The following is a 14,827-nucleotide window of genomic DNA, read 5'->3' as shown; positions in this document are numbered from 1 at the left end:
CCCCGTCGGCGGCGGATTTAATTCTTTATACCGAGCGACTCAAACAGTCCGGCTATTCCCTGCGCTGCTATATCCTTTATTATCTTGTCATCGTCATTCAAATAGTAAAAGTTCATACACCTGAATGAAAATTTTCTCCCAGTCGGAGGGATTCCCATAAAAACACCCTCATGTGTTCCTGAACAAATCCAGCTCACAGCAATTTTTTTATTTTCTGCTGCAATGTCTTCTACTTCCCAGTGAACATCAGGAAAACTTTTCCGCATAAATTCCACAACAGAAAGATAACCCCTTCCGCCATGAAGAAGTTCGGGAGATGTCAAACTCTGGAAAACAGCATCGCTTGAAATTAATTCTTCAGCAAGTGAATAATCATTTGTATTAATCATCAACTGAAATTTTTTGATTATATTTTCGTGTTTACAGCTCATTAATACAGCCCTCAATAAAATTATTTCTCGAAATGTTGATAATCTTTCAAGCTCTTCCAGTGGCCGCCCCATTCAAATCCGTGTTCGGTGAAAAGTTTATCGCATAAATCATTCTCGTCTATCTTGTGAGCAAAATTTTTCGTCCTGTCAATATAATCTCCGGCAGTTGCTGGCTCAATAAAATACTTCCCGTCTACTACTTTGACGCAGGGATTGTAGAGAGTGTTAATATCTATTGCCATGCCGCGGCCATGTTTTGACACTCTTGTTGTGTGAGATATGAACCTGAAATTAAAGCATGACGAGTTATTATCTCTCATTGAAGACTCATCATCGGCGTTATACTCGTCAACGAGTCTAATTTTCTCGATTTGATATTCAGCGTCATATAAATTCTTGAAAATATCAAGCAAATCTTCAGCTATTGAGACATTACAAATTATTTCGCCCTCGTGAGTCTCTCCGTCAAAGCCCACGTGTAAAACATGCAAATATCTTAATTCACTTAGCGGCACTGTGCAGTTATCTTTATAGGATTTGCCCTTGATTCGCGAAAAAATTACGTCGTCAATCTCTTTTGCGTAAAAGTCTTTATTATCATCAGCAAATGAACACGACGAAATTATTAATATTGCCATGATAGCAGCAAAAAATTTATACATGAATAGACCTCCATAAAATAAAAAATTTTCCGTGAAATATTATAGCAATAACTGACAGAAATAAACGCAGCGAATACTCAATAAAGTAAACGGGCTTGCATGAATAAAAAAATTTTCGCGGGATATTATAACTTGACTAATTAACACACAGCAAATATACTTTGCAAAATTTATTTTATAACGAGGTATTATTATCAGGTGCTAAATTATAAACACGACCGCCAAGCAAGGCAGGAGAAACTCGCGGAGTTAATCAAATCTAATCCCATGATTACAGACAGCGAACTAGCTTCAAATCTAAATGTCAGTGTAAGTACTGTCCGTCTTGACCGTGCATTAATGGGAGTGCCTGAACTTCGTGAGCGAATCAAGACAATGGCCGAGTCCGCTATAAATAAATTGCAGTCATTAAATCCCGGCGAAGTAATAGGCGAACTCTTAGAACTCGAACCTAACAAGTGGGCTTTATCTGTTCTCAAGACCGCACGAGAAATGGCCGTAAAATTCACGGATATTATCAGCGACAATTATATTTACTCGCAGGCAAGTTCTATAGCTCTTGAAGTTATTCAGGCTGCAGGAGTAATAATTGACTCAATGCGGGGCGAATACAAGGGACATGCTAAAGTCGGTGATATTCTCGTAGCTCGTGCAAAAGTCGGAGTCAATCACGAAGGCAAAAAAATTGTCAGTGTAAGAACTAAAGTCGGCGATAAAGAAATCTTTGTAGGCCGATTTATCGTAGAAATTCCCGAATCATAAACGCAAAGAAGGTGAAAAATTGAGTAATATTACAATCGCAGTTGACGCAATGGGAGGAGACAACGCACCCGCAGAAATTTGCGCCGGAGCAGTCAAAGCCTGTCAAGAATTTCAAGACATCGAGATAATTTTAACGGGCGACACTGAAAAAATTAAATCCTGTCTTGAGCCTCATTCAAGAATTCATATTCAACAGGCCAGCGAAATTATTGACCCCGACGAACACCCGGCAAATGCTATCAGGAAAAAGAAAGACTCAAGCATGAGAGTCGCTATGGAAATGGTAAAAAGCGGCGATGCTCAGGGATGTGTCAGTGCAGGAAGTACAGGCGCAATTGTTTCCGGCGGAGTCTTAGTTGTCGGACGTTTACCCGGAATTGACAGGCCTGCTTTAGGAGTGCCGATTCCTTCAGTCGAAAAAATTTCTTTCATGCTTGACGTGGGAGCGACTGTCAGATGTAAACCTGAAAATTTATTGCAATTCGCATTAATGGGCAATATTTATTCACATAAAATTTTAGGCGTGACAAATCCTGATATAAGACTGCTTTCAAATGGTACTGAAGAAATCAAGGGCGATGATACAGTTTTAGGCGCGAGAGAGTTAATCACTCAGAAAGAAAATTTAAACTTTCAGGGCTATATTGAAGGCAATGATATTGTCAGAGGCAGCGCGGACGTTATTGTTTGCGACGGATTCACAGGAAATATCGCGCTCAAACTCGGAGAAGGAATAATGAAGGCTCTAAAAGATTTGTTAGTTGATGAAGTGAATAAATCTCTAATCGCAAAATCAGGCATGTTATTATTAGCTCCCGTTGTTAAAAGATTATGGGCAAGATTTAATTACGAGAAATACGGCGGCTCGCCGCTTTTAGGCGTGAAGGGTGCAGTAATAAAAGCTCATGGACGTTCAAAATCTCCCGCTGTGTTAAGCGCAATATCAGCAGCAAGAAATTTTATAAACGAGAACGCCGCAGAGTTAATCAGCAATGAAATATAAATTTTATTCGGAGGTGAAATAATGCTACTGAGAGAAAATAATCGTGTCTGCAAAATTTTAGGCACGAAATATCCAATTATACAGGGCGGAATGGCATGGGTAGCAAATGCAGATCTCGCCGCAGCAGTCAGCAACGGAGGAGGACTCGGAATCATTGCCGCAGCTAATACACCGCCTGATATACTAGAGAAAGAAGTTATCAGAGCAAAAAGTTTAATTCATGATAATAAGCCGTTCGGTCTAAATATTATGTTGATGTCCCCGACTGCAAATGACGCTTTAGAAGTTGCTGCTAAACAAAGAGTCCCGGTTGTTACTACAGGAGCAGGGAGTCCCGGAAAAGTTTTAGAGCGTTTAAAGCCTCTTGGAACGGTTGTAATTCCTGTTATAGCGTCAGTGGCTCAAGCAAAAAGAGTCGAACGTCAAGGCGCGGACGCTGTTGTTGCTGAAGGAATGGAAGCGGGCGGACATATCGGCGAATTAACTTCAATGGTATTGACTCCTCAAATTTCGCAGGCTGTGAAGATTCCCGTTATTTGTGCGGGCGGAGTCGTTGACGGGCGCGGGGTAGTTGCTGCTTTTGCCTTAGGTGCTGAGGGTGTGCAGGTCGGAACTCGTTTTATTTGCTGCGATGAGTGCACAGTCCACGCGAATTATAAACAGGCAGTAATTGACGCTCGCGACAGAAGTACAGCTATAACAGGTCAGAGTCTCGGCCACCCTGTAAGATGTCTACGCAATAAATTAACGGCAGAATTTGAGAGACTAGAATCCGAACATGCCCCCGCGTCAGAAATTGAAGCACTCGGAACGGGTAAATTACGCGCTGCAGTTGTTGACGGCGACACAGAATGGGGATCGTTAATGTCCGGACAAAGTGCCGCGATGGTAAATGACATATTGCCCGCAAAAACTATTATAGAAAATATGTTCACTGAGGCGGAAAAAATTTTGCAGAATTTAGGAGACGTGAAGAAATGAAGTACTCTTTATGCTTTCCGGGTCAGGGCTCGCAAGTTGTAGGAATGGGCCGCGAATTATATGACTCGTTTAAATCAGCTCGTGAAATTTTTTCAGAAGCCGATGACTCATTATCTTTTCACTTGACTCGCTTAATCTTTGAAGGGCCGGAAAATGAATTAACTTTGACCCGCAATGCCCAGCCCGCAATTATGACCGTGAGTCTTGCTGCTTTGAGTGCGTTAAATCATGAGTTAGGCGCAAATATAAATCCCGTTTGTGCTGCCGGACATAGTTTAGGCGAATATACGGCGTTGACAGCGTCAGGAGTGTTAAAATTTTCTGATTCAGTAAGACTCGTGCGTGATCGAGGCGCGTTTATGCAGGAGGCAGTACCTGAAGGAGTCGGCTCAATGGCTGCATTACTCGGTGCAAAGTCTGAAGATGTCAAAAAATTGTGTGAAAGCATAGCACCCGACGGAGAAATAAGCCCGGCAAATTTTAATTCACCCGGTCAAATAGTAATTTCCGGATTGAGTGAATATATTGATAAAGCAATCGGGCAGGCAAAAAATTTCGGTGCAAAACGTGCTGTAAAATTGAGTGTCAGTGCTCCATTTCATAGCAAATATATGAAGTCAGCGGCGGAAAAATTGAGACTCGAATTTGAAAAAATTTCATGGAACGAGTCAAAATTTGATATTATTGCGAATTTCAACGCGCAGCCAGTCAAGAATCCTGATATAATCAGAGAGCTTTTATATAAGCAGACTTTTAGCCCGGTCTTATGGGAAGATAGCGTTTTATATATGTCTGATAATTTAGGAATTGAATTATTTATCGAACTCGGCGCAGGTGAAGTAATTTCAGGACTAATCAAGAAATGCAAGAAGGGCGCAAATGTTTTATCAGGCGGGACTCCTGAAAAGTTAGAGAAGATTCGGGAATCATTATAGCAATTACGTTATTGTGAGCAAAAAAACGGGTTTAGGGGTTTGTCTCGCATTCATAGTGAGTAAAAAATTTTGTGATTATTATTTAATATGGAGGTGAAATAATTTGCTGGCGTTAGTAACAGGAGCATCAAGAGGAATCGGAAGGGCCATAGCAATCGAACTCGCGAAAAATAATTTTGACGTGGCTATAAATTGCAGTAAGAGTATTGACTCGGCTCAAAACGTTAAAGACGAAATAATTAATCTTGGCCGTAAATGCGAAATTTTTCAGGCTGATGTAAGCGATTATATTCAGACTGAAGAAATGTTTAAGGCTATAAAATCATTCTTTAATGAGTCAGTGAGCATACTTGTAAACAATGCCGGAATAACCCGCGACAATCTTTTAATGCGAATGAAGCCCGAAGAGTGGCAGCAAGTAATAAGCGCAAATTTAAATTCTGTATTTAACTGCACGAAATCAGCTATTAGAGACATGGCAAAAAATAAATTCGGCCGGATCATAAATATTTCGTCAGTTGTCGGCTTAACTGGTAACGCAGGGCAGGCAAATTATTCAGCGTCAAAGGCGGGTATAATAGGCTTTACTAAATCAACAGCCCGCGAATATGCCTCACGAGGTATCACGGCAAATGCAATCGCACCGGGATTTATTGAGACTTCTATGACGGAAATTTTGAAACCTGAGATAAAAGCTGATATACTCAAATCTATACCGGCGGGAAGAATGGGAAGTCCGGAAGAAGTAGCAAAAGCCGTGATTTTCTTTGCAGGTGAAAGCAGCTCATATATAACAGGTCAAGTCCTCGCAGTTGACGGGGGAATGACAATGATTTAATGTATATATACGGTGAATTATATTAAGGAGGTGAATTTAATAGCTATGAAGAAAGACGAAGTACTCGCAAAATTGGTCGCAATAGTTTCTGACCGTCTTGACGTTGAAGCAGATCAGGTAACTCCTGAAAAAACATTTGTAGAAGATCTCGGAGCTGACTCGCTTGATATAGTTGAGCTTATAATGGGAATCGAAGAAGAATTTGATATTGAGATCCCCGACGAGGATGCCGAAAAACTTACTTCAGTAGGTGAGGCAATGAACTACACACTTGAGAAAATCGGTGTAGAAGACTAATTAATTTATGCTGTTTACTGCGGGGTGAGGATTCTTATTTCCTGCCCCGTTTTATTATATATTTATTAGGAGAGTGATTTTATTTGAGCAGACGCAGAGTAGTTGTTACAGGTTTAGGCCCAGTTAGTCCCATTGCGATTGGAAAAAAAGATTACTGGCAGGCACTCAGAGAAGGCAAAAACGGAATCGGCCCGATAACAACTTTTGAATTAGGCGACTGTCCGATTACGTTCGGAGCTGAAATAAAAAATTTTGACCCGTCTTTATACATGCCCGGTAAAGAAGCAAAGAGATCAGACAGAGCTATACAATTTGCAGTAGCAGCCGCAAAACTCGCAGTTGAAGACTCCGGACTTGATTTAACAAGTATAGATCCATATAGACTCGGCGTTTATATCGGAACAGGTCAGGGCGGAATCGAGACATCATTTAATAATTTCAGAGTCATGCTTGAAAAAGGTTCGCGGCGTGTGAGTCCCTATTTTATTCCCATGATGATTAGTAACATGTCAACGGCATATGTTGCTATTGTCTTAGGAGCTAAGGGGCCGAATTTGTGCGTTGTTACAGCGTGCGCTACTTCTTTGCACTCAATGGGTGAGGCATATCACGCAATTATTCGCGACGATGCGGACGTAATTATTTCAGGAGGCACTGAGGCAGCATTACGGGCTATTAGCATAGCAGGTTTTGCATCAATGAAGGCACTATCTACTAAGAATGACGACCCCGAACACGCAAGCAGGCCGTTTGACAAAAATCGCGATGGATTCGTAATGGGAGAAGGCGCGGGCGTTGTAGTTCTTGAAGAGTTAGAGCACGCACTTGCAAGGGGAGCGCATATTTACGCAGAGTTCACGGGCTACGGGACTTCATGCGACGCAGGACATATTACAGCCCCCGATCCTGAAGCAAAAGGAGCAGCCTATGCAACTAATAAGGCTCTAAAAATGTCAGGCTGGGAATTAAATCAAGTCGATTATATTAACGCTCATGGGACTTCAACGGGCTTAAATGACAAAATGGAGGCCGGAATGATTAATAAAGTTTTCGGTGAGAACGCAAAAAATATAACTGTAACATCAACTAAATCAATGATCGGCCATTGTCTAGGAGCTGCGGGAGGTCTTGAAGTAATCGCGTCTCTTCAGGCAATAGAAGAAGGATTTATACATCCGACTTTGAATTATGAGACTCCGGATCCTGAATGCGATATAAATATTGCGACCGGTTCAGGGGTAAATCGCAAGGTTGATAGATTGCTTGTAAATAGTTTCGGCTTCGGCGGTCATAATGGAGTCTTAGCTTTTGGGAGATACGGCCTTTAATGAATGAATTTGATTTAGAAGCACTAAGAAAGAAACAGAGACTCGACGAACACGAGATAAATTTTTTAGAAGACGGGCTCGGCTATACTTTTGACGATAAAATGTTGTTAGAGGAGGCATTATGTCATTCTTCATTTGCTCATGAGTACGGGCTGCCATATAACAATGAGAGGCTCGAATTTATGGGCGACTCTGTGTTGAGCTTTATAATTGCTAGGTCGTTATTCAGGATGTACCCTGATGCTAACGAGGGCGAATTAACACGGATGCGCGCGGAACTCGTGAAGAGCGACTCACTTTATCGCAGGGCTGAGGCATTGAGAGTCCCATATTTATTATTACACGGCCACGCAATGAAGACGGGCGAATTACCTAAATCAATTTGCGGGAATGCTTTAGAGGCTTTACTCGGTGCGGTGTGTCTTGACGGCGGAGTCGGTTCAGCTGAAAGGGTCATAAAAAAATTATTCTTGAGCGACTCAGAAGAACAGGGCGCGGGGCCTGATCCTAAATTAAATCTTCAAATGTGGCTGCAAGCCCGCGGAATGCCGCTCCCTAAATATGAATTAATCTCGACAAAGGGGCCTTCACATGCTCCAACTTTTGAAGTAAGACTCAGAATGTACGGATTTGAACACATTGAGTCAGACAGGACTCGAAAAGGGGCAGAGGCAAAAGTCGCGGATTTGATTCTTAAAGATTTGAGGGGCAGATTTGGCGCGTAAAGTTGCAATTATATTTATGATTTTATTATTTGCCGGCGGAGTCAGCTATTCGGGTGAGGGTGAAAATGGAAAATTGCGTATTGCAGTAACTCATCCGTGGCTGGCTTTGCTGGCTAATTTTATAGGCGGCCCTGAAGTTGAAGTTATACCGTTAAGAGTCTGGAATTCAAGCGGCGAGTTAGTATTATCTGAAAAAGGGAAGATTTTGCGTGAACTTGAGAAGGATTCAAGAATTATAGCGATTGACTCAAGTGATTTGAAAGCGGCCGGCATTGACGAGAATAATAATAAAAATTTTGTGATTCGCTGCTTATATTCGCCCTTCCCTGTAAAATTAAATTCGTTGTCAGATCCTTCTGTTATTCCATTTGTAGCACAAAGAATTTTGACGGCCTTGTCAGAATGGGACGTTCAGAATTACCCGCATTATCAAAGAAGGCTCGCCGAGTTTCAAGCAAGATTATCAAGTTCGATTTTAGTCGGCCAAGTCTTGAAGGATATTACATTTTGCGATTTATCAGGCTCAAGCGGTTATTTACTCATGGCAGCAGGTGCAAAAGTTGAACGCCCCGAATCTTTTGACGTTTGGCAGAGCGGCAATTTAGACGGATTTAGAGAATTTCTTGACTCACAGCGAGAATCTAATAAAGCTATATTAATCGACGATGATACACCGGCAAATTTTAAGCGTTATTTAACAAATAAACACGATATTTATAAATGGGAGAGACCGCCTTTAAATGTTGATTACCCGTCATTTTTGCATGAGCAGTATATATCACTTTGGCAGAAAATAACATCAAAGCGCAAAAAATAGTATAATCATCAATAATTATAAATATGCGAGGTTTATATAAATATGCAGAAAATAATAATTAACGGACGATTTCTTGCTGCTAGGTTAACAGGATCACAGCGTTACTCTAGGGAGCTTGTAATGGGTCTCGATAATATCTCAAGTCCTGATGAATTTGAGATCGCAATACCTCCGGAAACTGTCAATGTTCCTGACTATAAGAATATCAAAGTTACAAGTGTAGGAAAATTGCATAATCGAGCATGGGAGCATATTTCATTCCCTATATATGTGAAGAAAAAGGGCGCAATTTCTCTTAATTTATGCAATACAGCTCCATTAATTTCACCCGGTATAGTTGTTATTCATGACATGAGAATAAAGGCTCGCCCTCATGATCTTACAAAAAAATTTCTGCTCTGGTATAGGCTTTTATTTGCCAATGAAATGAAACGTGCAAGGGCAATTATTACCGTCTCTGAATTCTCAAAGCGTGAAATAATGAAGTATTATCATATTGCCCCCCCCCCAGAGAGAATTACAGTTATTCCTAACGCTTGGCAGCACTATTTAAGAATTCCCTATAGTGATGACGCATTAAGCAAATATAATCTTGAATCCGGAAAATTTTTCTTCTCAATTAGCAGTATCGAGCCAAATAAAAATTTAAACTGGCTGGCACAAGCCGCAAAAAAATATCCTGATGAGATTTTCGCAGTAGCAGGCGGAATAAATAAAAATGTCTATGGCAATGGATTAAATTTTGAATATCCCAATAATATGAAATTAATCGGTTATGTCTCAGATAGTGAGGCAAAAACTTTAATGCGTGAGTGTAAGGGCTTTATTTTCCCGACATTTTATGAAGGTTTCGGAATCCCTCCGCTTGAGGCATTGAGCGCAGGAGCTAAAAGAGTCCTTGTTTCTGATACTGAAATAATGCACGAGGTTTACGGAGACAGCGTGGAATATATTAATCCCTATGAGCCGATTTTACCTGACCCGGTACAAACAACAGCGGCCGATCTCGTACTGAAAAAATATAGCTGGGAAAAATCAGCCGCTATGTTATATGATTTATTGCGCAAGTTATAAATTTTTATGTCATCGAGGGTGCGTTAATAAATATTGCTCCTCAAAAATTTTTTTCTCTAAGCCCCGGCCATCATAAGCGCGAAAACTTTCGCATTATTCACAAGATAATTTATTTCTGTGTATTCGTCGGGCATGTGTGCAACTCCGTCGCATTCTTGAGACCATACAGCAGCGGGAATATTTTTACGTCTGAACAGTGCCGCGAAAGTTCCTCCGCCGATTCCTCCTGTTTTAGGCTCAATTTTTAGGACTTCACGAATAGATTTGCTTAATAATTTTACGACTTCAGAGTCTGAACTTGTCGGAGTCGCTGAGTCTTCACGTGAGATTTCAAGATTTATAGCTGCTCCTGTCTCTTGTGATACTTTATCGCAAATTTTTTTAACGAGTGCTATAACTTCATCAAGATTAACGCTCGGCAAAATTCTACAGTCAAAATCAAATCTTTCACGCCCCGGCACTGTATTTGTATTCGGGACATTAGCGAGTCTTCTTGTCGGCTCAAAAGTTGAATAGGGAACATCAAAATTATTGTCATTTTCCGTAAAAGTTTTATTCAGTGCCTCGTCTACTTCATAAGCGAGCATATTTGCAACTCTGCAGGCATTGAGTCCCATATTAGGCATTGAGGCGTGTACTTGTTTGCCAATTACTGTGAAAGAAAGCGCGAGTCTTGCCTTCTCCGCTGTCTCTATGAAATCGCCCGCGTCATTTCCTGAATCAGGAACTATAATTAAATCATCAGGTTTAAATATTTCGCGTTCTAATAATTTCTCTAGTCCGTAATGACTTCCCATTTCTTCATCAGCAACGAAAGCAAGCAAAATAGTATATTCGGGTTCAACGCCTGAATTAATTAACGCTTTCAGGGCAAATAATGACGCAATTAAAGCATTCCCGTTATCGCTGACTCCCCGCCCGTAGAGTCTTGAGCCTTTAATAACCGGGTTAAACGGGTCGACGGTCCATAAAGCTCGATCGCCTTCAGGTACTATATCGACATGAGTCAAAATGCAAATACGCTGTGATTTTCTGCCGGGGTATTCAAGAAATAAAGAAGGTCTAACGCTGGTAGGATCTTCTACAAATTCAAGTTTTAGCGATGCTTTATCGAGTCCAAGCGAATCTATAATTAGTCTAAGCTCGTTAATTTTTGCTGACTCGCCCGTGCCGCCGTTTTGAGGTGATACAGCCGGAATCCTGCATAAACGCGTAAGAGCCTCGACCATTGAGTCCCGTAATTTTTCTGATTCAAGTAAAATTTTATCGTGCAATTAAATAATTCCCTTCTTAAATAATAATAATAAATAAAGTCTTGAAAATTTTATATTATTTTACAGCATAAACGCAAAAAAATTCCCTCCGGCTTGATTTACCAGAGGGGAGAATAAATTTTTACGCTAAATTATTAATTCTTATCGCTAAATTCAGCGTCAACTGTATCATTATCGTTATTGCTTGAGTTATTTGCGCCGGGGTTGCCGCCCGTGAAATTTGCGCCGGGGTTTCCTGCTCCTGCGTTTTGTTGATATAATCTCGCGCCGAATTCTTGCATAGTTTTCTCAAGTTCTGATTTAGCACTCTTCATATTAGCTTCATTGCCTGACTCGATTGCTTTCTTGAGAGCGTCAATTTTCGTGTTGACTCTGCCCTTCTCCTCAGGAGTCATCTTATCGCCTAGATCGTTCATTAATTTTTCAGCCCCGAAAACTGCTGCGTCGGCCTCGTTGCGTGCTTCTGCGGAACTGCGTTTTTTCTCGTCTTCATCGGCGTGGGCTTCTGCGTCGCGTTTCATTCTCTCAATGTCCTCTTTTGACAAGTTAGAAGATTGAATCGTAATTTTTTGTTCCTTGCCGGTGCCTTTGTCCTTAGCTGAAACGTTAAGAATCCCGTTTGTGTCAATATTAAATGTAACCTCAATCTGAGGAATTCCGCGGGGTGCCGGAGCTATTCCGTCGAGTGTAAATTGTCCGAGCTTGACATTATCCTGCGCCATAGGACGTTCACCCTGAAAGACTGCGATCTCAACTTGAGGCTGATTATCTGCTGCTGTCGTGAAAACTTGAGTCTGCTGCGCGGGGATTGCCGTATTACGCTCGATCATCTTTGTCATTACTCCGCCAAGAGTCTCAATTCCAAGTGTTAAAGGCGTTACGTCAACAAGCACTATATCTTTATGATCTCCCTTGAGAATTGCGCCCTGAATCGCCGCACCTGCTGCAACACACTCATCGGGATTAATGCCCTTAGTGGGTTCCTTGCCGAGTAAATCAACGATTTTTTTCTGTACCATGGGCATACGAGTCGAGCCGCCGACTAACAAAATTTTATCGATTTCGCTTGCTCTGAGTCCCGAATCTTCTAATGCTCGCTGCGTGGGCTTAATTGTCCTGTCAAGTAAATCTACCGTCATTTCCTCGAACTTAGCGCGAGTTAACTTCATCTCTAAGTGTTTCGGGCCGGTCTGATTTGCCGTGATAAATGGCAGTGATATTGTCGTCTCGGTCATGTTTGAAAGCTCAATTTTTGCCTTCTCTGCTGCCTCGCGTAATCTCTGCATGGCCATATTGTCATTATGTAAGTCAATGCCTTCTGACTTCTTGAAATTTTCAGCAATATATTCAACGATTCTATTGTCCCAGTCATCGCCGCCGAGTCTGTTATCTCCCGCCGTAGCAAGGACTTCAAAGACTCCTTCTCCGACATCAAGAATAGAAACATCAAACGTGCCGCCGCCTAAATCGAACACTAAAATTTTATGCTCATCTTTCTTATTTTCACCATAAGCAAGACATGCCGCAGTAGGTTCGTTAATGATTCTCAAGACTTCGAGTCCAGCAATTGCCCCCGCGTCCTTTGTCGCCTGTCTCTGTGCATCAGTGAAATATGCCGGCACTGTGATAACTGCTTGTGTAACAGGTTCGCCTAAATAATCCTCTGCGTCACGTTTTAATTTCTGCAAAATCATCGCGCTTATTTCTTGAGGTGTATATTTTTTGCCGTCTATAGTAACTCTGTAGTCCGTGCCCATTTCGCGCTTAATTGACATTATAGTTCTGTCAGCGTTTACTATTGCCTGACGTTTTGCGAGCTGCCCTACGAGTCTTTCACCTTCTTTTGTGAATGCAACAACTGAAGGAGTCGTCCGTGCACCCTCATTATTTGGAATAATAGTAGTCTGATCGCCCTCCTGCACTGCTATGCAGCTATTTGTCGTTCCTAAATCTATTCCTACAACCTTTGACATGATAATTTTTCCTCCATTTTTATAATATATTTATATAACTTGCTAATCTGCTAATTTGCCATTTTTCCAACTGTAACCTGTGAAGGCCGCAAAATTCTTTCTTTAGTGCGATAACCCCGTAATATTTCGCTTATGATTTTGCCGTCAAGTTCGGGATTATCTGTTAATTCAGTGCCTGAAGCGTCGTGTAAAGCCGGATTAAAATTTTCACCAGTTGATTTAATTGCAGTAACGCCTAAATTCTCAAGCACATTAATAAATTGCCTTTGTACCATTTCAACGCCTGAAAGAATATCCCCCCCGTTTTTTGCTGACTCTAATGCCCTGTCAAGATTATCAAGCACCGGCAAAATTTCAATTATTACATCTTCCTGTGCCCGCTGTCTTGTCTGGGATTTTTCCTTTATTGTGCGCTGCCTGTAATTATAGAAATCTGCTCGTGATACTGCGAGTTCGTGTTCAAGTTCCTTGATTTTAGCGTCTAAATCAGGCGTTAAATTTTCCTGTTTCTGTTCTTGTATTGATTCTGACTCAGGCGTTAAATTTTCTTGTTCCTGTTCAAATTCTGCCATGAGATTAAATCATTCCTCCGCATCCTCGTCTAAGATTTCCGCGACACTCTCAAGCACGCTGATAGATTTCTCGTAATCCATTCTTAGCGGCCCTATTAGTCCCAGTACTGCTTTTTGCTGCCTTGGCCGAGCTGGAATCAAAATCATAGCATTATCTGACATTCTTTCGTCCTCATTCTCTTCACCTAGAGAAATATTTAACTCTTTTGACTCCCTGCACTTGTCGATCATGTGAGCTAAGGGCTTTTCCTGTTCCAGCAAATTTAATACTGCCTGCAATCTTGATAAAGTCTGAAAATGCGGCAAATCAAGAATCTGACTCGCTGCACTCGAATAAAATTTATAATTCTGATCAGTCAAAAATTTATCAAGTGCCTTAATAGCTCCCTTGCATGACAGTTCGGCCTCTTCAAGTTCGTTTTGAACATAGTGATAAAGAGTCCCTCTTACCTCGTTCCAAGAATGACCGCATGCAACTGTGTTAATTTTACGAGTCAAATCTTCAAGGACTCCCTGCGATACTTCATAGGGCAAATTAAATTGTGAATGATGTACGAGCCCGCCCTTAAGAACTATCAAAGCTAGAACATTATTCCCGCCCATCAGCATTAAATCAATGTGCTGAATTTCTGCTCCGTCAAGACTGGGAACTGCTGCGACTGCGACACAATTTGTCAATCTTGCCATAAGGTGGGTAACGTGGTTTAACAGATCTTCAATGCCGCTTTTACTGCCTAAAATCTCACGTCTTATATCGGCCTCGTGTGTGTGATGTCTTGCTCTTGCTGTAACTGAGTCAACGTAAACTCTATAAGCCCTCGCAGTCGGGAGTCTTCCTGAAGATGTATGAGGCTGATAAAAATATCCCATCTCTTCAAGATCGGCCATTTCGTTGCGAATAGTTGCAGGACTCAAGCCGCGAATATATTTTTTTGTGATAGTACGAGATCCCGCAGGTTCTCCTGTCATGATATATTCATAGACAACGGCTAAAATTATGCTTAATTGTCTCTCTGTCATTGTTAATTACTCACCTCCTAAAAAATTTTTTGTCTTAGCAGTCGTTATTAATGAGTGCCAACGTTTTTAAAACGGTGATAAGATTAGCAGAGAGATATAAATTTGTCAACAAGTTATAAATTTTTCTTGAATAGT

At 41.2% G+C, this 14,827-nt stretch carries 16 protein-coding genes; 10 read left to right on the top strand and 6 right to left on the bottom strand.

Annotated features, from left to right (window positions below; translation table 11 throughout):
• Positions 1–17 precede the first annotated feature (17 nt).
• A complete protein-coding gene (locus tag IJS99_03355; protein MBQ7560862.1) occupies positions 18–431 on the bottom strand; it encodes an ester cyclase in 414 nt (137 codons plus the stop codon).
• A gap of 20 nt (positions 432–451) precedes the next feature.
• Entirely contained in the window at positions 452–1,093 is a 642-nt protein-coding gene (locus tag IJS99_03350) for a M15 family metallopeptidase (GenBank protein MBQ7560861.1), read from the bottom strand.
• A gap of 198 nt (positions 1,094–1,291) precedes the next feature.
• Here IJS99_03350 and fapR point away from each other — a divergent pair, with 198 nt between their 5' ends.
• The 10 genes from fapR to IJS99_03300 all read left to right on the top strand — a co-directional run bounded on the left by fapR (position 1,292) and on the right by IJS99_03300 (position 9,853).
• On the top strand, positions 1,292–1,855 hold the full coding sequence (gene fapR, locus IJS99_03345; GenBank protein MBQ7560860.1) for a transcription factor FapR: 564 nt from the start codon (positions 1,292–1,294) through the stop codon (positions 1,853–1,855).
• A 28-nt stretch (positions 1,856–1,883) separates the two neighbouring features.
• Positions 1,884–2,858, top strand: a complete 975-nt coding sequence (plsX, locus tag IJS99_03340) for a phosphate acyltransferase PlsX (GenBank protein ID MBQ7560859.1) — start codon at positions 1,884–1,886, stop codon at positions 2,856–2,858.
• Positions 2,859–2,879: 21 nt separating this feature from the next.
• Positions 2,880–3,839 (top strand): nitronate monooxygenase, encoded by a 960-nt coding sequence (locus IJS99_03335; GenBank protein ID MBQ7560858.1) that lies wholly within the window; start codon positions 2,880–2,882, stop codon positions 3,837–3,839.
• Entirely contained in the window at positions 3,836–4,774 is a 939-nt protein-coding gene (fabD, locus tag IJS99_03330; GenBank protein ID MBQ7560857.1) for an ACP S-malonyltransferase, read from the top strand. Before IJS99_03335 ends, fabD begins: the two co-directional genes overlap by 4 nt.
• A gap of 103 nt (positions 4,775–4,877) precedes the next feature.
• Positions 4,878–5,612: a 3-oxoacyl-[acyl-carrier-protein] reductase gene (gene fabG / locus IJS99_03325; GenBank protein MBQ7560856.1), complete on the top strand. Its 735-nt coding sequence runs from the start codon at positions 4,878–4,880 to the stop codon at positions 5,610–5,612.
• Between the two features lie 45 nt (positions 5,613–5,657).
• Positions 5,658–5,909: an acyl carrier protein gene (gene acpP / locus IJS99_03320; GenBank protein ID MBQ7560855.1), complete on the top strand. Its 252-nt coding sequence runs from the start codon at positions 5,658–5,660 to the stop codon at positions 5,907–5,909.
• A gap of 83 nt (positions 5,910–5,992) precedes the next feature.
• Positions 5,993–7,237 carry a beta-ketoacyl-ACP synthase II gene (fabF, locus tag IJS99_03315; protein MBQ7560854.1) on the top strand — a complete coding sequence of 415 codons (1,245 nt, stop codon included), beginning with the start codon at positions 5,993–5,995 and terminating at the stop codon, positions 7,235–7,237.
• The gene (rnc, locus tag IJS99_03310; protein MBQ7560853.1) at positions 7,237–7,962 is read left to right on the top strand and encodes a ribonuclease III; all 726 of its coding nucleotides are present in this window, start codon (positions 7,237–7,239) and stop codon (positions 7,960–7,962) included. The genes fabF and rnc overlap by 1 nt, the downstream gene beginning before the upstream one ends.
• Entirely contained in the window at positions 7,952–8,779 is an 828-nt protein-coding gene (locus IJS99_03305; protein MBQ7560852.1) for a hypothetical protein, read from the top strand. Before rnc ends, IJS99_03305 begins: the two co-directional genes overlap by 11 nt.
• A 42-nt stretch (positions 8,780–8,821) precedes the next feature.
• On the top strand, positions 8,822–9,853 hold the full coding sequence (locus IJS99_03300) for a glycosyltransferase family 4 protein (GenBank protein ID MBQ7560851.1): 1,032 nt from the start codon (positions 8,822–8,824) through the stop codon (positions 9,851–9,853).
• A gap of 56 nt (positions 9,854–9,909) precedes the next feature.
• Here IJS99_03300 and IJS99_03295 read toward each other — a convergent pair whose 3' ends face one another.
• The 4 genes from IJS99_03295 to hrcA all read right to left on the bottom strand — a co-directional run bounded on the left by IJS99_03295 (position 9,910) and on the right by hrcA (position 14,692).
• Positions 9,910–11,082 carry a M20 family metallo-hydrolase gene (locus IJS99_03295; GenBank protein ID MBQ7560850.1) on the bottom strand — a complete coding sequence of 391 codons (1,173 nt, stop codon included), beginning with the start codon at positions 11,080–11,082 and terminating at the stop codon, positions 9,910–9,912.
• Positions 11,083–11,261: 179 nt separating this feature from the next.
• A complete protein-coding gene (gene dnaK / locus IJS99_03290; protein MBQ7560849.1) occupies positions 11,262–13,100 on the bottom strand; it encodes a molecular chaperone DnaK in 1,839 nt (612 codons plus the stop codon).
• A gap of 50 nt (positions 13,101–13,150) precedes the next feature.
• Positions 13,151–13,672: a nucleotide exchange factor GrpE gene (locus tag IJS99_03285; protein ID MBQ7560848.1), complete on the bottom strand. Its 522-nt coding sequence runs from the start codon at positions 13,670–13,672 to the stop codon at positions 13,151–13,153.
• Between the two features lie 9 nt (positions 13,673–13,681).
• Positions 13,682–14,692: a heat-inducible transcription repressor HrcA gene (hrcA, locus tag IJS99_03280; GenBank protein ID MBQ7560847.1), complete on the bottom strand. Its 1,011-nt coding sequence runs from the start codon at positions 14,690–14,692 to the stop codon at positions 13,682–13,684.
• Between the last annotated feature and the right edge of the window lie 135 nt (positions 14,693–14,827).

The sequence above is a fragment of the Synergistaceae bacterium genome, assembly GCA_017444345.1.
Taxonomy (GTDB): domain Bacteria; phylum Synergistota; class Synergistia; order Synergistales; family Aminobacteriaceae; genus JAFUXM01.
Note: the sequence above shows the minus strand (reverse complement) of the source record. Positions and strands in the feature narration are given on the sequence as shown.